The organism is Ensifer sp. ENS03 (genome assembly GCF_014852035.1).
Classification (GTDB): domain Bacteria; phylum Pseudomonadota; class Alphaproteobacteria; order Rhizobiales; family Rhizobiaceae; genus Ensifer; species Ensifer adhaerens.
Window position 1 is genome coordinate 149,648 of sequence record NZ_JACVAV010000006.1, and the last position, 23,425, is coordinate 173,072.

21 protein-coding genes are annotated in these 23,425 nt (G+C 59.5%); 13 read left to right on the forward strand and 8 right to left on the reverse strand.

The window, feature by feature from the left end:
• Positions 1–16: 16 nt before the first annotated feature.
• From IB263_RS21105 to IB263_RS21130, 6 genes are all read left to right on the forward strand, one after another.
• Positions 17–898: a carbohydrate ABC transporter permease gene (locus IB263_RS21105; RefSeq protein ID WP_192438966.1), complete on the forward strand. Its 882-nt coding sequence runs from the start codon at positions 17–19 to the stop codon at positions 896–898.
• A gap of 4 nt (positions 899–902) precedes the next feature.
• On the forward strand, positions 903–1,787 hold the full coding sequence (locus tag IB263_RS21110) for a carbohydrate ABC transporter permease (protein ID WP_060516781.1): 885 nt from the start codon (positions 903–905) through the stop codon (positions 1,785–1,787).
• Positions 1,788–1,789: 2 nt separating this feature from the next.
• Entirely contained in the window at positions 1,790–2,884 is a 1,095-nt protein-coding gene (locus IB263_RS21115; RefSeq protein ID WP_192438967.1) for an ABC transporter ATP-binding protein, read from the forward strand.
• A 39-nt stretch (positions 2,885–2,923) separates the two neighbouring features.
• Entirely contained in the window at positions 2,924–4,189 is a 1,266-nt protein-coding gene (locus IB263_RS21120; protein ID WP_060644521.1) for an ABC transporter substrate-binding protein, read from the forward strand.
• 75 nt (positions 4,190–4,264) lie between these two features.
• Positions 4,265–5,818 carry a glycoside hydrolase family 28 protein gene (locus IB263_RS21125; protein ID WP_034798666.1) on the forward strand — a complete coding sequence of 518 codons (1,554 nt, stop codon included), beginning with the start codon at positions 4,265–4,267 and terminating at the stop codon, positions 5,816–5,818.
• Between the two features lie 8 nt (positions 5,819–5,826).
• Positions 5,827–6,987 carry a glycoside hydrolase family 105 protein gene (locus IB263_RS21130; protein ID WP_051659455.1) on the forward strand — a complete coding sequence of 387 codons (1,161 nt, stop codon included), beginning with the start codon at positions 5,827–5,829 and terminating at the stop codon, positions 6,985–6,987.
• On the opposite strand, the gene IB263_RS21135 is transcribed toward IB263_RS21130, so the two are convergent.
• Positions 6,924–7,940, reverse strand: a complete 1,017-nt coding sequence (locus IB263_RS21135) for a LacI family DNA-binding transcriptional regulator (RefSeq protein ID WP_060516773.1) — start codon at positions 7,938–7,940, stop codon at positions 6,924–6,926. The genes IB263_RS21130 and IB263_RS21135 overlap by 64 nt on opposite strands.
• A gap of 137 nt (positions 7,941–8,077) precedes the next feature.
• Here IB263_RS21135 and IB263_RS21140 point away from each other — a divergent pair, with 137 nt between their 5' ends.
• The 6 genes from IB263_RS21140 (at position 8,078) to IB263_RS21165 (ending at position 14,316) form a co-directional block, all read left to right on the forward strand.
• Positions 8,078–9,112: a Gfo/Idh/MocA family protein gene (locus tag IB263_RS21140; protein ID WP_082566432.1), complete on the forward strand. Its 1,035-nt coding sequence runs from the start codon at positions 8,078–8,080 to the stop codon at positions 9,110–9,112.
• Between the two features lie 10 nt (positions 9,113–9,122).
• A complete protein-coding gene (locus IB263_RS21145) occupies positions 9,123–10,025 on the forward strand; it encodes a sugar phosphate isomerase/epimerase (RefSeq protein WP_034798673.1) in 903 nt (300 codons plus the stop codon).
• A gap of 59 nt (positions 10,026–10,084) precedes the next feature.
• Complete coding sequence (locus tag IB263_RS21150) at positions 10,085–11,317, forward strand: sugar ABC transporter substrate-binding protein (RefSeq protein WP_192438968.1); 1,233 nt, start codon at positions 10,085–10,087, stop codon at positions 11,315–11,317.
• A 202-nt stretch (positions 11,318–11,519) separates the two neighbouring features.
• Positions 11,520–12,422 carry a carbohydrate ABC transporter permease gene (locus IB263_RS21155; protein ID WP_060584395.1) on the forward strand — a complete coding sequence of 301 codons (903 nt, stop codon included), beginning with the start codon at positions 11,520–11,522 and terminating at the stop codon, positions 12,420–12,422.
• A complete protein-coding gene (locus tag IB263_RS21160) occupies positions 12,419–13,246 on the forward strand; it encodes a carbohydrate ABC transporter permease (protein WP_192438969.1) in 828 nt (275 codons plus the stop codon). Before IB263_RS21155 ends, IB263_RS21160 begins: the two co-directional genes overlap by 4 nt.
• Positions 13,243–14,316 (forward strand): ABC transporter ATP-binding protein, encoded by a 1,074-nt coding sequence (locus tag IB263_RS21165; protein ID WP_034798682.1) that lies wholly within the window; start codon positions 13,243–13,245, stop codon positions 14,314–14,316. The genes IB263_RS21160 and IB263_RS21165 overlap by 4 nt, the downstream gene beginning before the upstream one ends.
• A 310-nt stretch (positions 14,317–14,626) precedes the next feature.
• On the opposite strand, the gene IB263_RS21170 is transcribed toward IB263_RS21165, so the two are convergent.
• The 3 genes from IB263_RS21170 to IB263_RS21180 are packed head-to-tail and all read right to left on the reverse strand — an operon-like array spanning position 14,627 to position 18,300.
• Positions 14,627–15,895, reverse strand: a complete 1,269-nt coding sequence (locus IB263_RS21170) for a glycerate kinase (protein WP_113135586.1) — start codon at positions 15,893–15,895, stop codon at positions 14,627–14,629.
• The gene (locus IB263_RS21175) at positions 15,892–16,980 is read right to left on the reverse strand and encodes a tartrate dehydrogenase (protein WP_110819355.1); all 1,089 of its coding nucleotides are present in this window, start codon (positions 16,978–16,980) and stop codon (positions 15,892–15,894) included. The genes IB263_RS21170 and IB263_RS21175 overlap by 4 nt, the downstream gene beginning before the upstream one ends.
• Positions 16,981–17,001: 21 nt before the next feature.
• Positions 17,002–18,300 carry an MFS transporter gene (locus IB263_RS21180; RefSeq protein ID WP_192438970.1) on the reverse strand — a complete coding sequence of 433 codons (1,299 nt, stop codon included), beginning with the start codon at positions 18,298–18,300 and terminating at the stop codon, positions 17,002–17,004.
• Positions 18,301–18,428: 128 nt separating this feature from the next.
• Between IB263_RS21180 and IB263_RS21185 the strand changes: the two genes are divergently transcribed.
• Positions 18,429–19,343, forward strand: a complete 915-nt coding sequence (locus tag IB263_RS21185; protein WP_034798776.1) for a LysR family transcriptional regulator — start codon at positions 18,429–18,431, stop codon at positions 19,341–19,343.
• A gap of 120 nt (positions 19,344–19,463) precedes the next feature.
• Here the strand turns inward: IB263_RS21185 and IB263_RS21190 are convergent, their stop codons facing one another.
• The 4 genes from IB263_RS21190 to IB263_RS21205 form a co-directional block, all read right to left on the reverse strand.
• Positions 19,464–20,246, reverse strand: coding sequence for a FadR/GntR family transcriptional regulator (locus IB263_RS21190; protein WP_060584407.1), 783 nt, complete (start codon positions 20,244–20,246; stop codon positions 19,464–19,466).
• Positions 20,247–20,288: 42 nt separating this feature from the next.
• Positions 20,289–21,185, reverse strand: a complete 897-nt coding sequence (locus IB263_RS21195; RefSeq protein WP_192438971.1) for an NAD(P)-dependent oxidoreductase — start codon at positions 21,183–21,185, stop codon at positions 20,289–20,291.
• A gap of 179 nt (positions 21,186–21,364) precedes the next feature.
• On the reverse strand, positions 21,365–22,357 hold the full coding sequence (locus IB263_RS21200; protein ID WP_060516756.1) for a sugar-binding protein: 993 nt from the start codon (positions 22,355–22,357) through the stop codon (positions 21,365–21,367).
• Positions 22,358–22,405: 48 nt separating this feature from the next.
• Complete coding sequence (locus tag IB263_RS21205; protein ID WP_060516755.1) at positions 22,406–23,386, reverse strand: NAD(P)-dependent oxidoreductase; 981 nt, start codon at positions 23,384–23,386, stop codon at positions 22,406–22,408.
• Between the last annotated feature and the right edge of the window lie 39 nt (positions 23,387–23,425).

Sequence of the window (23,425 nt, forward strand, 5' to 3'; positions counted from 1 at the left end):
GTCCGGGAGGGCCGGCATGAAAGGGCATCGTCTTTTAGGGCTTGGCTATCTGGCGCCCTACATTATCGGCCTCTTGATCTTCACGGCCATTCCGTTCATCGGCTCATTCTATCTCAGCTTCACGAGCTACGACTTGATGAGCGAGCCGCGCTGGACAGGTGTCGCCAACTACGAGCGGCTGTTTACCCGCGACCGGACTTTCATCAAGTCGCTGAACGTAACGCTGCTTTACGTGTTCATTACCGTGCCTTTGAAGCTCGCCTTTGCGCTCTTCATCGCTGCAATTCTAAACCACAGGTTGAAATTCATCGGTATTTTTCGAACGGCGTTCTATGTGCCTTCAATCCTTGGGGGGTCGATCGCGATTGCCGTTTTGTGGCGTTATGTCTTCGCTTCGCAGGGCCTTGCGAACATGGCGCTTTCGACCCTTGGTATCGCGCCCGTCGATTGGTTCGGCGATCCCGTGAATGCGCTTTTCACCATCACGCTGCTGCGCTGCTGGCAGTTCGGCTCGGCCATGGTGATCTTTCTTGCCGCTCTTCAATCGATCGACAAGTCACTTTATGAAGCGGCCGCCATCGACGGCGCCGGCAAAGTGCGCACCTTCTTCTGGATCACCCTACCGCTGCTAACGCCGGTTATTTTCTTCAACTTGATCATGCAGATGGTTCAGGCGTTCCAGGAGTTTAACGGCCCTTACATCATCACCCAGGGCGGTCCACTCAAGGCGACCTATCTACTGCCGCTCTACATTTATGACGAGGCTTTCAAGAAGTTCAACATGGGCTACGCCTCGTCTATCGCCTGGGTGCTCTTCTCCATCATCACTGTGCTGACCCTTGTTGCCTTCTGGTCCTCCAAGAAGTGGGTCTATTACGCCGGCGACAAGAGGAGCTGACGAGATGACCGAGTTTCAATCTCTCAACGATCGCGTGGCTGCACGCAGGGCAAGGGTCCGCCTGATCTCCACGGCGGTTCGCTATGTGCTTCTGTTTTCCGTTGGGTTCGTCATGCTCTACCCGCTGATCTGGCTGGTAGGCGCGAGTTTCAAGACGAATTCGGAGATCTTTTCTGGTGCTGGTTTCATGCCGGCAAATCCGACGGCTGACGGCTATGTAAAGGGCTGGCAGACGTCGACGCCCTATACGTTCGGAAGGTTCTTCTGGAATTCCTTCCTGATCATTCTGCCGAAGGTCATCGGTACGGCGATCTCATGCACGATGGCGGCTTATGCCTTCGCAAGGTTCGACTTTCCGCTGAAGAAGATCCTCTTCGGTTCGGTCATTGCCATCCTGCTTCTACCAAATGTTGTAACCCGTATTCCGCAGTATATTCTCTTTCGCGATCTCGGCTGGCTCGACACGTTCCTGCCGCTCTGGGTACCTTCCGCCTTTGCGGGCGATGCCTTCTTCGTCTTCATGCTGGTGCAGTTCCTGCGCTCGCTTCCGGCGGATATGGAAGAGGCCGCTCGTGTTGACGGCGCAAACAGTCTCCAGACGCTGGTCTACATCGTCGTGCCGATGCTCGCGCCGGCGCTGATCTCTGTCTGCCTGTTTCAGTTCATGTGGACCATGAACGACTTCCTGGGACCGCTGATTTACCTGTCATCGGTCGACAAATATCCCGTGAGCCTCGCGCTCAAACTTTCCATCGACACCACCGAAGCCTTCGAATGGAACCGCATTCTCGCAATGTCGGTGCTGACGATCACGCCTGCCTTGGTCGTCTTCTTCGCTGCGCAACGGTACTTCATTGAAGGGATCTCCTCTGGGGGAGTCAAAGGCTGAACATGGCTAAGGTCCAATTGAAGAACCTCGAAAAGGTCTATGGCAACGCATTCAAGGCCGTGCACGGGATCAATCTCGATATCGAGGATGGCGAGTTCATGGTCTTCGTCGGTCCCTCTGGCTGCGCCAAGTCCACCACATTGCGCATGGTCGCGGGGCTCGAGGAGATTTCGGGAGGCGAGGTCGTAATCGGCGACCAGCGGGTTAACGACCTGCCGCCCGGCAAACGCTCCATCGCAATGGTGTTCCAGAACTATGCACTGTACCCGCACATGAAAGTGCGCAGCAATCTGGCCTTCGGGTTGAAGATTGCCGGCAAGCCGAAGGCGGAGATCGACGCGGCTATCGCTCACGTAGCCAAGATCCTTGAAATCGAGCCGTTGCTCGATCGGTTGCCGAAGCAGCTCTCCGGCGGCCAGGCCCAGCGCGTGGCGCTCGGGCGTGCATTGATCAAGAAGCCCGGCGTCTTCCTGTTCGACGAGCCGCTGTCCAACCTCGACGCCAAGCTGCGTGCCTCGATGCGTGTCCGCATCACCGACCTGCACCGCCAGCTCAAGGCCGAAGGCTTATCCTCAACGGTCATTTACGTGACACACGACCAGACCGAGGCGATGACGATGGGCGACCGCATCTGCGTCATGCAGGCGGGCCACATCATGCAGGTTGCCGCGCCGAAGGAGCTCTACAATCGCCCGGCGAACCTTTTTGTCGCTGGCTTCATCGGCAGCCCCGAGATGAACCTTGTCGATGCCGAACTTGTCGACGGGCATCTTTCGATCGGGACCCAGCGCCTGCCGCTCGGCTCCAACCTTCAAGCAAGGCTCTCGGCGAGGCCGGCGGAGGCGGTGCTCGGCATGCGCCCGCAGCACCTCTCACTCGCCACCGACGGCCCTGCGTTCACAGCGAAACTCACGAATGCCGAGTTCATGGGCCATGAAGTCTACCTTCACGCCGATCTCGAGGGTCGAAAGCTGGTGAGTGTAGTGGGCGCCGCCGAATTCGAGGCTCTTGGCCGCTCCGATCTGATCCGGCTGCGCCCGGACCCCAGCCAGCTTCATGTTTTCGACAAGACCGATGGCCGCAACGTGTCGCTTTGAGGAGGCGATGCGTCGTTCAATTTCAAGGAGGAGAAACCAATGAGAATGACAGTAAAGATCGCTGCGCTCGCCAGCGTTGCATATGGCGCTCTCGCGCTCGCCACGGCAGCGCACGCCGCTGAGCTACGCATGGCGTGGTGGGGCGGCGAGAGCCGCCACGTTGCCACCCAGAAGGCGATCGCAGCTTGCGGTGAAAAATATGGCCATACCGTCAAAGGCGAGTTCACTGGTTTTGACGGCTACCTCGAAAAGTTAACGACCCAAATGGCCGGCAAGACCGAGGCCGATATCGTGCAGGTCAATTGGCCGTGGCTGCCGCTGTTTTCGAAAAATGGTGACGGTTTTGCGGACCTGCGGACGCTCCAGGCGATCGATCTTTCCAACTGGAGCGAAGCCGATCTCGCGGCGGGCTCAATGAACGGCGTCTTGCAGGGGCTTTCCGTCTCGACCACCGGCCGCGTCTTCTTCTTCAATGCCACGACCTTCGAGAAGGCCGGGGTGCCTATCCCGAAAACCTGGGATGAGTTCTTCGCTACGACGGCAACGATTAAGGAGAAGCTTGGCAAGGACTATTACACCTTCAACGCCGTCAAGGAGACCGCGCAACTTCTAACGACATTGGCCGTCGTCCAGAAGACCGGAAAGGATCTCGTCGATCCTGAGACCAACCGTGTCGCCTGGACACCTGAGGAGCTGGCTGAAGGCATTTCCTTCCTCGGTAAGCTGGTCGAGACCGGCGCCATTCGCTCCCAGAAGGAAGAGGCCGCCGACGGCAACGTCAATTTGTTCGAGAAACCCTCCTGGGCCGAGGGGAAGGTCGCCGGTTCCTATGAATGGGATTCGACCTATTCCAAGTATGCCGACCCGTTGAAGGACGGTCAGGTGTTGACGCCCGTGCCGATGCTCAAGCTTGCTGATGCGGTAACGGACGGCGTCTATCGCAAGCCCTCCATGGTGTTCTCGATCTCGAAGAATTCGAAGGACCCAGCGGCTGCGGCGCAAATCGTCAACTGCCTGTTGAACGAGCCGGAAGGGATCGATGCACTCGGTACCTCTCGCGGCCTGCCGGCGTCGAAGGCCGCTGCCACTCGCCTTGGTGAAAAGGGCGAGCCCGAGGTGCGCGCCGCCAATGCCATCGTGCTGGCCGCCGGCGGGCCGACGGTTTCGCCGTTCAATGAACACCCAGAGATCCGCGCCGCCTTCATCGATACGCTCGAGGAATACGCCTACGGGCAGCTCGATGCCAAGGAGGCGGCAGAACAAATCATCGATACGGTGAACGACGTTCTCGCCAAGTTTGACTGATCGCTAAGACTGCCCGCCGTTGCTTGTCGCGGCGGGCGTCGCTGCGCCCTGCGGGAAGCCTACACGAGAGAGATTATGACCCGACCATCCATCATCGCGCTGTCGGCGCGAACGGCGGCGCTTTGCCTGCCGGCACGCGGAGCGCTATACCACCTGCCGGCGACAGCGAAGTGGCGCCTTTCCTCGTCCGACGGGGACAATCAGATGCGGCAGGGAGAGACCTCCCTTGCTGTGCCTCTGCTGCACGAGCTTCAACCTCGCACACGTTACCGCTTCGAAGCGGAAGGGTTTGAAGCGGTCGAGTTTGACACCCCGTCCTGCGCGGGGCTCGTCGACGCTGCCGAGTTTGGTCTTGTCCTTGATGTTCTTCCCGAGGATTTCGACGGTGCCCGCCGGAATGCGGCTGCTTTGAGAGAGGCCGTTGCTGCGGTTCCGGTGGGCGGTACGTTGAGGGTGCCGGCTGGGGTCTGGACGGCATTTCCGGTCAAACTCAAGAGCCACATGACTTTCCACCTTTCCCAAGGGGCGGTCTTGCGAGCGCCGTCGGTGCGGCGCGGATGGCCCATCCTGCCCGCCCGTGACGCGTCCGGCCGGATGTTGGGGAGCTGGGAAGGCCTTCCGGCCGACTGTTTCGCAGCTCCGCTCCATGCCGTTGGCGTGAAAGAGTTGACAATCGAGGGGCAGGGCACGCTCGACGGTTCCGGCGATAGGGGCGACTGGTGGACCTGGCCGAAAGAAACGCGTGACGGTGCACGCCGCCCGCGCGGCCTTCATCTCGTTTCCTGCTCAAATGTGCAGCTCCTTGGCTTTGCCATCCGCAATGCGCCCTCCTGGACGATCCACCCGCAGGGCTGCAGGCAATTGACGGCGGCAGGACTATTCATTTCCGCTCCGTTCGACAGCCCAAATACCGATGGCTTCAATCCTGAAAGTTGTCGCGACGTGACAATCACCGGCGTGCGCTTTTCCGTCGGGGATGATTGCATCGCCGTGAAGGCCGGCAAACGCGGCCCAAATGGTGAGGATGACCATCTGAGCGAAACGCGTGGCGTGCGGGTGAGCCACTGCTTGATGGAGCGTGGCCACGGGGGGCTCGTCATTGGTTCGGAAATGTCTGGTGGCGTGCACGACGTTTCGATCGAGAATTGCGCCATGGTCGGTACAGATCGCGGCCTGCGCCTTAAGACGCGGCGCGGGCGTGGTGGAGCGATCACCGATATCGCTATGCGCAGCGTTCTTATGGACGGCGTCGAGACCGCGCTTTCTGCCAACGCACACTACCATTGCGATGCCGACGGCCACGACGCCTGGGTGCAATCCCGCCAGCCGGCTCCAGTCGATGTGGGCACGCCTGTCATCGACGGCGTCACGATCGAGGATGTCGAGATCCGGAAGTTGGCCCATGTCGCCGGTACCTTCCTTGGCCTGCCGGAGGCCCCAATCCGCAACATCAAAATTCGTCGACTCAAGATCGTCTCCTTCAACTACGAAGCCACAGCCGCTCCTCCTGTCATGGCCGACGGGATCCGACCGATGCGGCATGAAACGATCGTCTCGGAACAAGCGGACGTCGATTGCGACGAGCCGGCGCTCCTGAGCACCGCCGCGATATCAACGCACTTCGAGTGAGAGATCCCATGAACCCGACCGACTATTTCGACCAGTTCGCGCATCGCTACAGTCCCTACAAGGGCGGGAGCTGGTGTTACGAAGACGGCTGCCTCTACCGAGGCCTTCAGCTGCTGTTTCAGGCGACGGGCGAGAAACGTTGGATGGACCATCTTCACCGGCTGGCCGATCGGCAAATCGGGCCCGATGGCTCACTCCTCGGCTACGATCCCACAGAATACAATATCGACCACATTCTCGCCGGACGATCGCTCTTTGCCTTGGCCAGGGATACCGGCGACGCCCGCTATCTCGCGGCGGCAGAACATCTGGCTGGTCAACTCGAAAGCCATCCGCGCATCCCCCAGGGCAACTACTGGCACAAGAAGCGCTACCCACACCAGGTCTGGCTCGATGGGCTCTATATGGGCCTGCCGTTTCAAATCGAATATGCGCTGGCCACGGATAGGCCGGCGCTTGTTACTGACGCCCTTCGGCAATTTTCGACGGCGCTTTCGCTAACGGCGACCCCGGCCGGCCTCTATGTTCATGGTTACGACGACAGCCGAAAACAACTGTGGTCCGATCCGGAGACAGGCAAATCGCCTGCCGTGTGGGCACGCGCTGTTGGCTGGCTGGCGATGGCGCTCGTGGATGCGCTGGCGCTTCTACCTGATGACGAAATCTCCGGTCCTCATCGGCTGAGGGCACGCCAGCTTTTGGGGGAACTCATGGCGCGGCAGACATCGTCTGGCCTCTGGATGCAGGTGCTTGACGCACCGAACCTCGAAGGCAACTACGAGGAAAGCTCGGCCTCCGCCATGTTTGCCTATGCGCTGATCCGCGCCGCACGCCTTGGGCTCGTCGAACCTGATCGAGCGTCAGAGACAATCGCGGCCGGCCGCCGCGCACTCGACGCTCTGCTCTCTATGCGGCTCATTGCCGACGCCCAGGGCATAACCAGGCTGACGACGATCGTCTGCGTTGCAGGTCTCGGAGGCTTCGAAGGCACGTACAGGGACGGTACGCCCGGCTACTACCTCGCAGAACGGCTGGTGAGCGACGATCCCAAGGGCGTCGGTCCGCTGATGATGGCCTTCGCCGAAAGTGTCAGCAAACGTGTCGATCAGTCGCTCTCACCCGGGACGAGCGTCATGGGCCAGAGGAACCGCGCAGATCTCACCGGGTAAATGTCGGCAAAGGCCGGCATCGTACCAAGCAGGGATTCGGCAAGTGCTATGCCAAGATCGCGTAGGGACAGGCTGAAAGCCGTCAATCGGGGCGACAGGAATTGCGAATGCGGACTTTGACGACCGATGATCGCCATGTCCCGTCCGGGCTTTATGCTGGCTTCCACCAGTCCGCGATAAAGGCCGACAGTGATTGCTTCGTTGATGAGCACAATCGCCGTCGGACGGGTCTCAAGCGCACTCAGTTCCCGGGCGATTTGATACCCTCCCGCTTCGTTCGGGGTTGAGCGGAACACATGACGCTCGTCGAGGTGAAGCCCATGTCGGGCCAGGGTCGCGCGGCACTGATCTTCAAACACATAGCCCAGGTTCATGTCGTCATGCGGCCGCGTGATCGCTATTTGCTTGTGGCCGTGCGCAACCAGCCGATCGATCGATGCCTCAGCCATGCCCTCGAAATCCAGATCAAGCCAGGGTTGACCGACATCTGTCAGGCTACGTCCGAGCGTGATGAACGGGATCTTGCGTTTGGACAACAGCTCGAAGCGGGCATCGTGTCGCCTTGTTGCCGAAAGGATGATGCCGTCGGCAAAACCGCGCGCGACAACGCGCTTCAAGTAGTCGTTCGGATCCTCCTCAGAGGAGCAGAGCAGGGCGACGAGGTCGAGCTTGTGACGAGCAAAGACGGTCTGGACACCGTCGAAGACGCTCATGAAGAATGTGTCCCCCTGGCCGGTGATTTCGGAGCCGGTCTGCATCATGAAGCCGATGACGCCGGTCGCGCCCTTGCGGAGCGCACGGCCCGATTGGTTGGCGACATAACCAAGGGACTCGGCTGCTTCGAGCACCCTTTTTCTGGTCTCTTCGTTGACGTCGGGCTTACCGTTCAGCGCCCGGGATACTGTCCCGATCGAGATATCGAGGTGTTCTGCAAGCTCGCGAATCCCCTTCATTTTTCCGCGTTCCTCCCCAGACCCGCGACTGGTCATTTTCACACCTCTTGACATAAAAACCCTTTGCCGCATAGTATCGTAAACGTTTACGGAAGCCAATTGAGGAGTTGCTGCTTCCGTTTCTTGGAGGAAATCACGTGCGATACAGGGCCGTTTTGTGCGGGTGCGGAGCTATGGCCAAAGGCTGGCTGAGGGCGCTGACGGAGAGCGAACTTCTTCGCGTGAAAGTCGAGATTGTTGGCCTCGTCGATCTCGACCAGGCGACTGCTGAGGCGCTCGCTACCGAATTTAACCTTGGCGGCATCGTTATCGGAACGGACCTGCCGACCGTGCTTCGCGAGAGCCGTGCAGATCTTTTGTTCGACATCGTCGTTCCGGCCGCACGTCGTGCGGTGGTGGCCGCCGGACTTGCGCATGGTTGCCACGTTTTGAGTGAGAAGCCCATGGCCGCCTCGCTCGGCGAGGCACGCGAATTGCGTCGACTTGCTGCAGCGGCCTCGCGGATCCATGCGATCGTTCAAAACCGTCGCTTCATCAGCGGTGTTCGGCGCATACGCCGCCTCATCGAGTCGCTCGTTCTCGGTGAGCTGACGGCGTTGCATTGCGACTTCTTCCTCGGCCCGCATTTCGGAGGATTTCGCGAGCAGATGGACAATGTCTTGCTGCTCGACATGGCCATCCACACCTTCGATGCAGCGCGCTTCATGTCGGGCAAGGACCCGCTCGCGGTCTATTGCCACGAATACAATCCCAAGGGCTCCTGGTATCGCCATGGCGCGGCCGCCAATGCGATCTTCGAGTTCTCCGACAATGTCGCCTTCACCTATCGCGGTTCCTGGTGCGCTGAGGGTGCCAACACCAGTTGGGAGAGCGCGTGGCGCATCACCGGTTCGAAGGGCACCTTGCTTTGGGATGGCGGCGATCGCTTTGACGCCAAAGTCGTTACGGGTCAGGAGGGCTTCATGCGCACCGTTGAACCGGTTGCGGTGCCCGATACCGAAGATCTCGCCGATACGAACGGGCATGCCAGCGTGATCGAGAATTTCATCCGCGCGATCGACGCGGGAGCTGTGCCGGAAACCGACGGCAGCGACAACATCAAGAGCCTTGCCATGGTCTTCGGCGCGATCGACAGCGCGCGGGATGGCAAACGCGTCACCATTGCAGCCTAGGGAGCCTATTTTGATCAACCCAAGCAAATCCATCCGTATTGGCACGATGATCTCTGCCACGAAGGGCGGTGCCGACAGGCGTATCGCCCAGATCGCGGGCATGGGCTTCGAGAGTTTCGAGCCCTTCTTCTGGCAAACGACGAATGGCCAGGACCTCGCCGACCTCGGCAAGCGTTGCGTGGCGGCGGTCGGCGATCGTGACATCACCATCTCCACGATCGGCATGTTCGGCAATCCGTTGGAGACGACCGCGATCGACGAAGAGACCTTGCAGGGCTGGCGAGACTGCATCGACAATGCCCACCACTTCGGCGCGACCTGCGTTGCCGGGTTCACCGGCCGCCTTCGCGGCAAGCCTTTGACCGACAGCCTGCCGCGTTACAGGAAAATCTGGTCCGAGCTGTCGAAACGTGCCGCCGACAAGGGCGTAAGGATTGCATTCGAGAACTGTGCCATGGACGGCAACTGGCATACCGGCGATTGGAACATCGCGCATAATCCGGATGCCTGGGAACTGATCTTCAACGAGACGCCAGACGACCACATCGGGCTCGAATGGGAGCCATGCCATCAAATGGTCTATCTGATCGATCCGCTGCCGCAGATCCGCAAATGGGCAAGCAAGATCTTCCACGTGCACGGCAAGGACGCGACCATCCGCTGGGACGTCATCCGTGAACACGGGATCTTCGGCAAAGAGAAATTCGTCTTCATGCGTACGCCCGGCTTTGGCGACACGAACTGGACCGACGTGATCTCCGAACTTCGGTTGGCTGGTTGGTCCGGCTCGATCGATATCGAAGGCTGGCATGACCCGGTCTATCGCGACGATCTGGAGATGACCGGCCAGGTTCACGGCCTGAATTACCTCAAAACGTGCCGGGGCGGCGACTTCGTCATCGATCCGGTCTGAGACGTGCATGTTGGCCGGCATGGAGGATGCCGGCTCGGGGATAATCAAAGGAGGAGAAAATGGCTATCCGCGGATCCGCAATCCTGGGCGCGCTCGCCCTTGCAGGTGTCTCTCTATTCGGCCTCACCGCCAAGGCGGAGGATGTCACGATCAGCGTCTGGTCGCTCGATCGCGATATTCAACCCGCACCGAACTTGATTTCGGACTTCAACAAGCTGAACACTGGCATCAAGGTCGAGTACCGCCAGATACAGTTTGACGACGTCGTCAGCGAGGCGATGCGCGCCTATTCGACCGGGCAGGCACCCGACATCATCGCTATCGACAATCCTGAGCATGCGCTTTTTTCGTCGCGCGGCGCGTTCCTCGATCTCACCGATATGATCGCCAAGTCGACGGTGGTCAAGACGTCAACCTATTTCCCTGGCCCGCTCGCCTCCACCATGTGGGATGGCAAGAATTACGGTCTTCCCAAGGCCACGAACACGATTGCGCTCTACTACAACAAGGACATGTTCAAGACGAAGGGCCTCGATCCTTCCAAGCCGCCGCAAACCTGGGACGAACTCGTCGATGCGGCTCGCAAGCTGACGGACCCTGCGGCCAACGTTTATGGGATCGCGTTTTCAGCTAAGGCGAACGAGGAGGGGACCTTCCAGTTTCTCCCCTGGGCCCAAATGGCCGGTGGTGGCTACGAGCACATCAATTCGGATGGCGCCGTCAAGGCGCTCGACATCTGGAAGACCATCATTACGGAGAAGCTGGCGTCGCCGGACACGCTCACCCGCGGACAGTGGGATTCGACCGGTACCTTCAACTCCGGCAACGCCGCCATGGTCATCTCCGGTCCGTGGGAGCTCGACCGGATGGTCAAGGAGGCGAAGTTCGATTGGGGTGTCGCTCTGTTGCCCGTGCCTGAGCTCGGTGCGGAGCGTTCATCGGCCATGGGCGATTTCAACTGGGCGATATTCTCAAACACGCAACACCCTGCCGAAGCGTTCAAGGTGCTCGAGTACTTCGTCTCGCAGGACGATCGCATGTTCAAGGACTTCGGCCAGCTTCCCGCCCGTTCCGACATCGCTATTCCGGAGACTGGCGTGCCGCTCAAGGACGCGGCACTTAAGGTCTTCAATGAGCAGTTGAAATACGCAAAGCCGCGCGGCCCGCACCCGGAATGGCCGAAGATCTCAAAGGCAATCCAGGATGCAATCCAGGCAGCGTTGACGGGACAGATGAGCTCGAAGGAAGCACTCGACGAGGCTGCTGAAAAGATAAAGGCAGTCCTGGGCTAAAGTCTTGGCCAAGGCGGCCTAGAGGCATCCCGCCTGAACCGGAGAGCCGGGCCGCCTTCCGCAAGCGCTCGATTGCATTGAGGCGCTGGGACGGAAACCCGCAAAAACCATGCCGGCTGTGCCGGCGTGGTTCTGGTTGTCTAGTTTGCAGGCCAAGCTGCGTCAGCCCAAATGCGCTGAGGCCTTGGCGGCGGAGGAGCTCATGAAACGCCTTCTATCCAGCATCATCGACGGCCGCGGCTTCGATATCGGCCTCGTGAGCCTGCCGCTCGCCTTCCTGCTAACCCTGTCCGGCCTGCCACTGCTCTACAACATCGCCATGAGCTTCCAGGAGGTGGACATGTTCAGCCTCGGCAGCTTCTGGCGCCCGTTCGTCGGTCTCAAGAACTACCGCGATCTCTTCGCCCAGCCGGAAACCTGGCCGATCCTGGCCAATACCGCGACTTTCGTCGTCGCCTCGATCGCCGGTCAGTTCCTCGTCGGCTTTGGACTGGCGCTGTTCTTTTGGACAAATTTTCCAGGCGCCTCGTGGGTGCGGGGTCTGTTTCTGGTTTCCTGGGTGATGCCTGGCCTCGTGGTTGGCGCGATCTGGAATTGGATCCTGTCGGGTGATTTTGGCGTGCTCAACTTCATACTGAGGGAAACGGGCCTCATCGACAGCAATATCTTCTGGCGCTCGGATCCTGGTTACTCGCTCTGGGCCGTCATCATCGCGAATATCTGGCTCGGTACCTCCTTCAACATGATCCTGATGTCCGTCGGTCTGTCGGCCATTCCGCGGGACCTTTATGAGGCGTCCGAATTGGATGGTGCCAATGTCTGGCAACGCTTCTGGACGATCACGCTGCCGATGATGCGCTCGTCCATAGGGGCCATCATCGCGCTCGGGCTCATTTTCACGCTGCAGCAGTTCGATCTTTTCGCCTCGATCACCTCCGGAGGGCCGAACAATGCCTCCAACGTCACGCAATACTGGGCCTGGGATCTGTCTTTCCGGCAGTACGATTTCGCCAAGGGCGCGACGATCTCGGTGATCATGATCGTCTTTGTGATGATCGCTTCTGTCGTCTACGTGCGTTCGACACGGCATGAGGTGCGCGGATGAGCAACGTATCCCGGGATCGCCTGCTTCTCGCAATCGCGATCATTCTCGCCGGCCTTTATCTGTTCCCACTCTACTGGATGTACATCACCACGATCAAATCGGGGTCGGAGATGTTTGCCACTCCGCCGACCTTCTGGCCGAGCGATCCCCAGTGGCAAATCTTCGGCAACGTGTGGCAGAGCCGGAACATGGGCCGGTACATCTGGAACTCCTTGGTCATCGCCTGCGGAGCGGTCAGCGTCATCACCGTGTTTGGTGTTGGCTGCGCCTACGTGCTGGCGCGCTATCGCAACATCTGGATCGATATCGGGCTCTTCCTCATCCTCATGTTGCAGGTCCTTCCGGCGTCGCTGATGGTGACGCCGATTTTCGTGGGCTTTTCGCAAGTTGGGTTGCTCAACTATCCGCGGCTTGCCGTCATCCTGGCGATTGCGGCCAAGAGCATGCCGTTCTTCGTCGTCCTGGTGCGCGCGACCTTCATGAGCGTGCCACAGGAACTGGAGGAAGCAGCCCTTGTCGACGGCAACTCCAGGGTCGGCGCATTCTTCAATATCGTCCTGCCGCTCGCACGCAACGGCATCCTCGTCAGTGCGATCCTGATTTTCATGCAGGCCTTTGGCGAGTTCGTCTATTCGAAATCGATGATCCAGGCCGTCGAGCTGCAACCGGCAAGCGTGGGGTTGAACTCCTTCATGGGGCCAAACACCAATGAATGGAACAATATCATGGCCTACGCGGCGATCTACGTGACGCCGATCCTCGCCATTTTCGTCCTCCTGCAACGCCGCATCGTCTCTGGTCTTACCTCGGGAGCGCTCAAATGAATGCCCAGATCGAACTAAGGAACGTCAACAAGTATTATGGTGCCTACCATGCGCTGAAGGACATCGAGCTTTCGATCCGCAAAGGCAGCTTTACAGCTCTCGTCGGTCCGTCAGGTTGCGGGAAGTCGACGTTGTTGCGGTCTCTGGCGGGCCTGGAGAGCATATCGTCCGGTACGCTCAAGATCGCTGGCGAGGTGATGAATGCAGTGCCGCCGCGCAAGCGCGATGTGGCGATGGTGTTCCAGTCCTACGCGCTCTATCCGCACATGACGGTTGAGGAAAACCTGACTTATAGCCTACGCATCAGGGGCGTTGCCAAGGCCGAACGCAAGAAGGCGGCACATGAAGTTGCCGCCGTCACCGGGCTCACGCATCTCCTGGCGCGCTACCCGCGCGAGCTTTCCGGGGGTCAGCGGCAACGCGTAGCGATGAGCCGGGCGATTATCCGGCACCCAAAGGCGTTCCTGTTCGACGAGCCGCTCTCCAATCTTGATGCCGCACTTCGCGTTCATATGCGCAAAGAAATCCGCGCGCTGCACGATCGGCTGGGCGCCACGTCGGTCTATGTCACGCACGATCAGGTGGAAGCGATGACAATGGCGGACCATGTCGTCATCATGCGTGACGGCGTCATCGAACAACAGGGCAGTCCGCTTGAGCTTTATGACCGGCCGGCTAACAAGTTCGTGGCCGGCTTCATTGGATCTCCTGCCATGAATTTCCTGCCCGCGGTCGGCGGTCCGGACGGACGCTCGATCATCCTCGATGTCGGTACCAAACAAACGATCGCCCTTAACCGGACGGTGCAGCCAGGACAGGCCTTGAGCGTCGGCTTGCGTCCGGAGCATATCGAACTTGCGGCAGCCGATGAGGGCATTCTCTCAGCACCAGTGGCAATGATCGAATCGACCGGTGCGACGTGCTTTCTGACAATGGCGACCACGCCCGAGCTGTCGGTGGTCTTCAATGGCCGATCGGTCGCAAGAGCAGGCGACCGGGTCGGACTGAGCTTTGCTCCCGGCAGCATGCATCTTTTCGATGCCGATACCCAGCGCCGCCTTGCCGATTGAAGCCCAAACTATCCAGGCGCGCACCGCCAAAAAAGGAGCCTGCCGACGCCTCGGCTGCGCGTTCCCGGCCAACTCGTCGGTTCTCAGCGGTGGCTCGACCCGCTTCGAGGATCATGCTTTCCCGATCTGAGCGACACGGAGATTATTCGTGCTGCCTTCAGTCGCGAACGGGAATCCGCTGACGATGACAGTTTGAAGGTCCGTCCGACGCCGGTGAGGAACAACGATTTGAGCGTTTCGGGCGAATTTGAAGCCGGCCCGACCGTCGCAACGATCTTGGCCTTGCGGTTGCTGCGTGGGAGCATGATTTCTATCCGATCAGGATTGCGCGTATGTCATTGACGTTTGTGAGTGTTGGCCCGGTGACGACAAGGTCGCCAATCGCCTTGAATGCGGTGTAGCTGTCATGTTGTGAAAGCGCGGTGCGCGGAGCAATGCCGACTTGCTGCAGACGGGTAAGGGTGTCAGGAGTGACGAAAGCACCCGCAGCGTCCTCGACACCGTCGATACCGTCTGTGTCTCCGGCAATTGCCCAGATCGAACTTGCACCACTCAAGCCAATCGCAAGGCTCAGCAGGAATTCGGTGTTGCGGCCGCCACGTCCGGTAGAGCCTTTCGGCAAGGACACGGACGTTTCTCCGCCCGACAGGAGCACGGCTGGTCCCGCAACCGGTAAGCCCTTGTCGCGCGCGGAGAGCGCGATGCCGGCAAAGACTGTACCGACTTCTCTTGCTTCTCCCTCAAGCGCATCGCCAAGGATCAAGGGGCGGATCCCGTGAGATTGCGCAACTTGTGCCGCCGCATGCAGGGCTGTGGACGGTGAGGCTATCAGCCGCGTTTCTGCGTTAATCGGGGCGCTCACCGCCGCGGAGCCGCCACCGTCGAGAACGGCGATCGCTTCCGGTGGAAGAGCGAGTTTGTAGCGCGCGACGATTTCGCGAGCCTCGACAACGCCCGTCTCGTTGGAGACAGTGGGTCCCGAGGCAATTTCGGAAGAGTTGTCGCCCGGCACGTCGGAGATCACGAGCGTGACGACCCTTGCAGGATATGCTGCCTGCGCGAGCCGTCCGCCTTTTATGTTTGAAAGCTGCTTTCGAACGGTGTTCATCTCCGAGATCGTCGCACCGCTGGCAAGCAGCATCCGGTTGACCTCCTTCTTGTCGGCCAACGTCATGTTGCCGGCTGGAGCAACCAGCAAAGCGGAACCGCCGCCTGAAATCAGGGCAATGACCAGATCGTCCGGCCCAAGGTCGCGGACCTTCTCAAGGATACGTGTCGCCGCCTCAACGCTCATCGCGTCGGGGACCGGATGGGCCGCTTCGACGATTTCGATGCGCCCGGCAGGAACTGCATGGCCATACCTCGTCACGACTAGTCCGGAAAGTTCAACGTCGCTCCATGCGGCGTCGAGTGCCGCCGCCATCGCAGCCGAAGCCTTTCCGGCTCCGATCACGATGCAGCGGCCCTTGGGCGGATCGGGCAGGTGGTTTGACACCACTCTAACCGGATCCGCGCTGGTGACCGCTGCGTCGAACATTTGACGCAGCGCATCGCGGGCGGATGTATCGCTAAAGGTCATTCGGCAGCAACGAGGATGTTTGAGCCGGCGATCGCCTCGCAAACGGCATCGGTCACCTGCTGTGTGGTGGCGGTGCCGCCGACATCAGGGGTGAGGATGCCTGCCTCGGTGACCCGTTCGACAGCCGTCATCAGTCTTGTCGCAGCGTCTTTTTCTCCGAGATGTTCGAGCATCTGGGCGGCCGTCCAGAAGGTGGCGATGGGGTTGGCGACGCCCTTGCCGGTGATGTCGAAAGCTGAGCCGTGAATCGGCTCGAACATTGATGGGAAGCGACGCTCCGGGTCGATATTGGCAGTCGGTGCGACGCCGAGGGAACCAGCAAGGGCGCCGGCGAGATCCGACAGGATGTCGGCATGCAGGTTGGTCGCTACAATGGTGTCGAGACTTTCCGGCCTCAGCGTCATGCGCACCGTCATCGCGTCGACTAGCATCTTGTCCCAGGTCACATCCGGGAATTCCTTCGAAACTTCGGCTGCGATCTCGTCCCACATGACCATGCCATGCCGCTGCGCGTTCGACTTGGTGACGACGGTCAAGAGCTTGCGCGGCCGCGACTGGGCGAGTTTGAAGGCGTAGCGCATAATGCGGGTAACGCCGACGCGAGTGAAGATGGCAACCTCGGTGCCAACTTCCTCCGGCAGCCCCTTGTGGGCGCGACCGCCGTGGCCCGAGTATTCGCCTTCGGAGTTTTCTCGAACGATGACCCAGTCCAGGTCGCCTGGCCCGCAGTTGCGCAGCGGCGGAGTAATTCCTGGGAGTATCTTGGTCGGTCGGACGTTGGCGTACTGGTCAAAGCCCTGGCAGATTGGAAGACGCAGGCCCCAGAGCGTGATGTGATCGGGGACATCCGGCGCACCAACCGCACCAAAATAGATTGCGTCGAACTTCTTGAGTGTCTCCAAACCATCGGCCGGCATCATGACGCCATGTTTTTTGTAGTAATCCGAGCCCCAGTCAAAGGTTTCGGAGTGGATCTTGAAGTCGCCGCTACGCTTCTCCAGCGCCTCAAGGACCTGAAGACCCGCTGCGATCACTTCCGGGCCAATTCCGTCGGCCGGTATCGCTGCAATTTTGTATTCGCGCATTGTTGTTCTCCAATCTGGATTTCAATGTTGAATGGAAGCCGTCCGAGTGGCCTCGCGGGAGGCCCCGCGAGCAAGGATCAGAGTGACCACTGCCGAAATCACGAGCAGTGCCGCGACGAAGTAGAGACCACCGGCAAAACTCCCTGTCGTGTCCTTGATCCAGCCGATCATCGAGGGGCCGACGAAGCCGCCGAGGTTGCCCAATGAATTGATGGTGGCGATACCAGCGGCTGCGGCCGGGCCTGAGAGGAACATCGTCGGCATGCTCCACAGCGGCGGCTTGGAGGCGCTGATCCCGATGTTCACAAGCGTCAGGGCGATCATCACGGCAAACACAGTCGTCGCACCGGTTGCAAAGACAAGGCCCGCGGCAGCCAGCAGACAGGCACCGACAACGTGCCAAGTGCGTTCGCCGGTCCTGTCGGAATGGCGTGCCCAGCCAATCATGCCGATCACAGCAAAGACAGCTGGAATGGAATTGATCAAACCAACGTGGAAAGACGAAAGGCCAAAGCTCTTGATGATCTGTGGTGCCCAGATTCCGAGCGTGTAGAGACCTGCTGACGTGCCAAAGTAGATGAGCGAAAGTGCAAGGACCCTTACATCAGCGAGCCCTGCCCAGATGCCGTGGCTTGCCTTCACCTTGCCGGCCTGTTCCTGCTCCATGGTCTTCACAAGCCAAGCACGCTCGTCGTCGGTAAGCCACTTTGCCTTTTCCGGTCGGTCCGTCAGGAAAAACAATACGACCACACCGAAGATTACCGCCGGAACAGCTTCGATGATGAACATCCACTGCCAGCCGGCCAGGCCCCAGATGCCGTGCATCTCGAGAAGGGCGCCAGAAATCGGCGACCCGATGGCTGTTGCAAGCGGAGCAGCTGCCATAAACATCGCGGTGACCGCCGCTCGGCGACGCGCAGGAAACCAATAGCTCAGATAAAGAATGATGCCTGGGAAGAACCCAGCTTCGGCCACGCCCAGCAAGAAGCGCAGGGTGTAGAAGCTCGTCGTGCCTTGGACCAGCGCCATCGCACCCGATACCAGGCCCCAAGTAATCATCACCCGGGCAATCCAGATGCGGGCGCCGACTTTGTGGAGAATGAGGTTCGACGGCACCTCGAAAAGAAAGTAGCCGAGAAAAAAGATGCCCGCGCCCACGCCGAAGACGGTCGATGAAAATCCAAGGTCCTGGTTCATCGTCAAAGACGCGAAGCCGATGTTCACGCGATCGATGAACGCGATCAGGTAGAGAACCATGATGAATGGCACGATGCGCCATGTGATTTTGCGCAATACGCGCGTCTCCCGGTCGCTCGTCAAAACAAGCTCCTCCCTATGTTCGAACCCGGCGCGTCCTCTCGCGCTTGTCGAGAAGGTTAGTTTCTCCCTTCCTGCGCATGAAGGTTCATGCAATTATATAATTTATTGATATAATGGAGGGCGTGGGGATGGAACTCGAACAGCTCAGGTGTTTTGTCGCGGTCGCCGAAGAACTGCACTTTGGAAGAGCTGCCCAGAAGACGGGCATGCTGCCTGCTTCGCTCGGCCGGCACATCCGGTTACTGGAAGAATCATTGCGAACGCAGTTGTTGAGTAGAACAACCCGAAGCGTGAGCCTGACCGATGACGGCGTGTCGCTTTTGCAAGAAGTGCGGCCGCTCCTGGGGCGGCTTGACGAAGTCGCCGAAAAATTTCGTGCAGCCCGACACAGGCCGTCCGCCATACTGCGCATCGGCGCGATCGATAGTGCTGCCGCCGGTCTCTTACCGTTGCTCTTGCAGGATTTTCGGGAGGCGGCGCCTGATGTCATCACCCAGATCATTGAAGACAAGTCTGTCCGGCTTATTCCGAAACTGCTGGCCGGGCGCCTCGACCTTGTTTTGATCCGTCCTCGCGATGGGATCAGCCGCACTCTGAATGTGCAGTTGCTGTTTCATGAAACGGCAGTTGTTGCGGTACCAATGGGGAGTGCTCTTGCTGGACGGTCTGAAATTACCGTCCAGGATCTGGCGGAAGAGCCATTGATCGTGCCAGAACGCCGCTCGCGACCGCACAGTCATGACCTCACAATGGGATTGTTCGCGGACTTTGACATGCGTCCCCGCGTCGCACAAATAGCCGATGAAAAGCAGACGATAATCAATCTGGTTGCCGCCGGAATCGGGTCCGCCATCGTTCCACGCTGGACCTCGAAACTTGCTGTGTCAGGTGTCAGCTACATCCCGCTCGCTCATCCATCGGGATCGCCGATGCATCGACTACCCCTCTCAGCCGCCTGGATGAAAGCGGTGCGAGATCCGTTGCGCGACACGATGCTCGCGTTGTTGCAGCACAATGTCGCGCGATACGCGGAATTTGCGTGAACGCCACGAGCCGTAAAAGGCTGTCACGATCGCGATCCTCGGCCTGACGCTGCGCGGGGGGCCTTAGCCGGTCCACCGCATGGGTAGCTTGTTCACGACGACGTGCGGCGCGCCCTGAGCTCACATGTTGCGCTCTGAATGCGCAATGAGTGCATCGGTGTTCGCTAAAAGTCGCCTTACGGCGTTACGGGCCGCGTTCGGGCGTTGAAGCCGAATGCTTTTCTCGATGTTCTCATGGAGCCTAAGGGCATGGACGAGGGTGCTGTCGTTCCGGGTTACCAGCAGGAAAAGGTGGTTGAGTGCGGATTCGATCAACGTCCCGAGCGGAATGAGGAGGTCATTTCCGGAAGCGCGCAGGATCGCGAGGTGGAAGCGCGTGTCAGCTTGGGTGCGAGCCTGCAGCGTTGTCGCTTGCCCCATGTCTCTCAGTGCCTCGGTGATTTCGGCCATCTGTTCTTCGCTGCGGCGGATCGCTGCAAGGGCGGTGGCTTCCGGTTCGATGATGTGACGAAATTCCTGTACGGTCTTGAGGAACTGGATCCGATCCGGCGAGTGTGCGTACCAACTCAGGACGTCGCGGTCGAGCAGGTTCCAACGCTCCTTCGGCTCCACCCAACTGCCGATTTTTGGACGCGATGCGAGTAGCCCCTTGGCCATCAATATCTTGATCGCCTCCCTGACAGCGGTTCGGCTTACATTGAAGATTTCCGTCCACTGGGCCTCGTTCGGCAGGATCGTTCCCGGAGGATAGTCGCCACGCACGATCCTGAGCCCGATATCTTCGGCGAGCGACATATGAACGCTCGGCCCTGACATGCGCGGCGCGTCGAGCCGCCGGGTCGCACGCGCCGCCTCCGCGGTACCCGAGCCTGCGGAGAGTTTTTCTGGTCGCTGTTCAGCCATTCATCTTTTCTCGTATCTCGAACCCTCTAGCCACGCATTGCGTCACCTGCCGCCAACATAGGTCCGCCAGCTGTGTTGCGGCTGAAAACCGAGTATCGCGCGCGCCTTCCGGTTCGACAGAAGTGTCTCGTATTCGCCAAGCTGTCCTTTGACCGGTACGCCCCGATAGAACCGGTCGATCAGCTCTTGCGTCGGAAGGTCTGAAGACGTCTCGTCGTTCGCTGCATTGAAGATCTGGAACCCGAGACCATCCGTGTCGATGGCCCTGAGGGTGATCTGGCCGAGGTCCCGCGCGTCGATGTAGCTCCAGGCGATGCGCTTTCGAAATCCAGGATCGGTAAACCAGCCTGGGAAAAGGTGGTATTCGTTGGGCTCGATCACATTTCCAATGCGCAATGCATAGATGTCGGCTCCGCTTCTGAGCGCAAAGGCGCGCGCGGTCCTTTCGTTCACCACCTTGGAGAGCGCGTAGCTGTCCATCGGATCGACGTCATAGTCCTCATCGAGCGGAAAATAGTGCGGGTTTCGTGGCTCATTGGCGAAGACGAGACCGTAGGTCGTTTCGCTGGATGCGATGACGATCTTGCGGATGCCAAGTTTCGTCGCGGCCTCAATGACATTGTAGGTGCCCATCACATTGATGCGAAAGAGTTCATTGTCAGGCGCGATCAGGATGCGCGGGATCGCCGCGAAATGAACAACGGCATCGATCGGTTGCGGCGCAAGCGACGGGTCGAATTCGTGCAGGCCGGTGTAGCTCGACAGCGCATTGAACACTTGGCCGCTGTCGGTAATGTCGGTGATCAGCGTGCGTACTTTCGGGTTATCGAGGGGCTTCGTGTCGAGGTTGAGCACCTGATGGCCCTGCTCGAGGAGGTATTGCACGACATGGCGGCCAGCCTTGCCGCTACCTCCGGTGAAGATGATCCGCTTGGTCATTGCGCTCTCCGTGCTTTGCAAAATTGGGGAATGGTCTTGTCGATGATAGTTCGCCGAAGGGAACTTCCAAGCGGGGTCGTTGCAAGGAGTCGCGGCCGGCCGTCAAGCGTGCTGACCGCGCTCGCTGCTCATGGGGCGGAGGCGCCGGAGGCCGTCAAAGGGCGCTCCGGCCACCGTTCCTATTTCTGGATGCAGGTATCGGCCGTATCCTTGGTGCATTCATCGAGACCGGTAAATACCGGATCGTCTACCGGCTTGCCGGCGATGAGGTCGAGCATGACCGATGGCGCCTTGTAGCCCATTTCGAAGGGTCGTTGGCCGACAAGTGCGGTCACGAGACCCTCCTTGGCGATCGCCACTTCCTCTCCGATCGTATCGGCCGCGCCGATGACGAATTCATTCTTCGCAATCTTGTCTGCCATCGGCTTGAACAGATCGCGATAGGGTTGCGGCGCACCGAACAGTGGCCAACCACCCATGATGCCGAAGGCGTCGAGATCGGGATTGGCCGCAAGAATGTCCGTCATCGCCTGCACGCCTTTGGCGCCGTCGTCATTGGTAAAGACCGGGCAGCCAGCAACCTCGGTCCAGCCACCTTCACCCTTTAGCTCGGCCAGCCCGTCCTTGCCGGTCAGCACGTCACGCATCCCTTGAGCACGGCGCAGGATGTTATCAGCGCCAGGGTTCCCTTCGATCGTGCAGATCTTGCCGCCGTTCGGTTTTGCCTTCTTGATGTAGTCCGCGATCCGCGCGCCCATCGTATAGTTGTCGGTACCAAGATAGGTCTTTCGCAGGCCTGCATCTTCCTTGGCAAGGTCGGCGTCAAGCGTCATGACCGGGACTGTCGGGTTTGCCGACTTCAACGTCTGGGCGATCAGCTTGGCGTTGGAAGGCGAAATGGCGATCGCAGCCGTGCTGGGCTTGCCGAGCATGTCCTGGACGATCTGCGCTTCTCCTGCTTCGTCGGAAGTCGACGCCGGGCCGGTATAGAAGCATTCATATTCCGAGCTTGTGTTTTCCTTGTTCCACTTCTGGCAACCCTGATTGATCGCCTCGAAGAAGGGATTGTCGAGACCCTTGACGACGATGACGAGCTGCTTTTTCGTCTGGGCGCCGGCGGGGCCGGCGGCCAGCGCCAGCGCTGCGACTGCAAGCACCAATGCTTTCCTCATTTTATCCTCCCGTTGAAACAAGCGGACACCCTCTGTCCGCGGCACAAATCAACCCGGATACCAGACGATACGAGGGTCACTTGGTGGACGCTCGTATTGAAAGGCCTGGTCGATAAGCTTTTCGAGATCGTATTCCGGTTGCCAGTCCAGCAGGAATTTTGCCTTGCTGTTGTCCAACCAGTTTGAGTGGAAATGGCTTGGAACATCGACCGACGGCAGGCCGCGCGTGCGTTCGAGATAGCTTGCGACCTCGCCGTAATCGACCGGACGATCCATGGCGATGTTGAAACGTTGACGCTCTGCGTGCGGATTGTCGATCGTGCTGAGGATCGCTGACACAAGGTCGCTGACGTGGACGAAGTTGCGCTTGAGCGGTCTTCCGTCGGCATCGCGCAGTAATGGTACGGTTCCGGCCTTTGCGTGGCGCCTGGCTTCATGGGGCGGAAAATACGTCTTCCAGTCCGGTCCACCGAAAACGTCGTCGCCGAAGGAAAGCGAGTGCCTGAAGTCGTCCTTTTCCATGATCCACGGCGCACGCAGGCAGCACACGTTCATCCCATATTGGACTGAGTACTGCTCGACCATCACCTCCTCGAGGACTTTGGAGAGCGCGTAGCTGCCGGGATAGGCGCGATGCGGTGTCACCTCGGTTATCGGTCCTTCATGGCGGTAGAAGAAATGGCCGACCGCGGCGTCGCCGCCGATCAGAATGAACTGCCGGGCTGTTGGGCTCATTCTGAACGCTTCGAGCAGCCAAAAGAGACCTTTGACGGTCACATCCATGACGTCGGCGGGCGTTTCCTTGCAGGTCGCCAGATGCACGATATGGGTCGCGCCGGCAATCGCGGCGTCAGCGACCGCGCGATCGGCGATGGAGCCGCGGATAATCTCGAGGCGCTCGCTTGGATTGAGCACGCGGTTGTGGCAGAGCGCGCGAATGCGCGCTTTCGAAAAACGTGGTCGGTCAAGCAGCGTGGATATGAGGTGCTGCCCGACCTTGCCCGTTGCCCCGGTGACAAGGATAAGCATGCTTATCTCCCAGTAGTAGCTAATATATGATTGCGACTT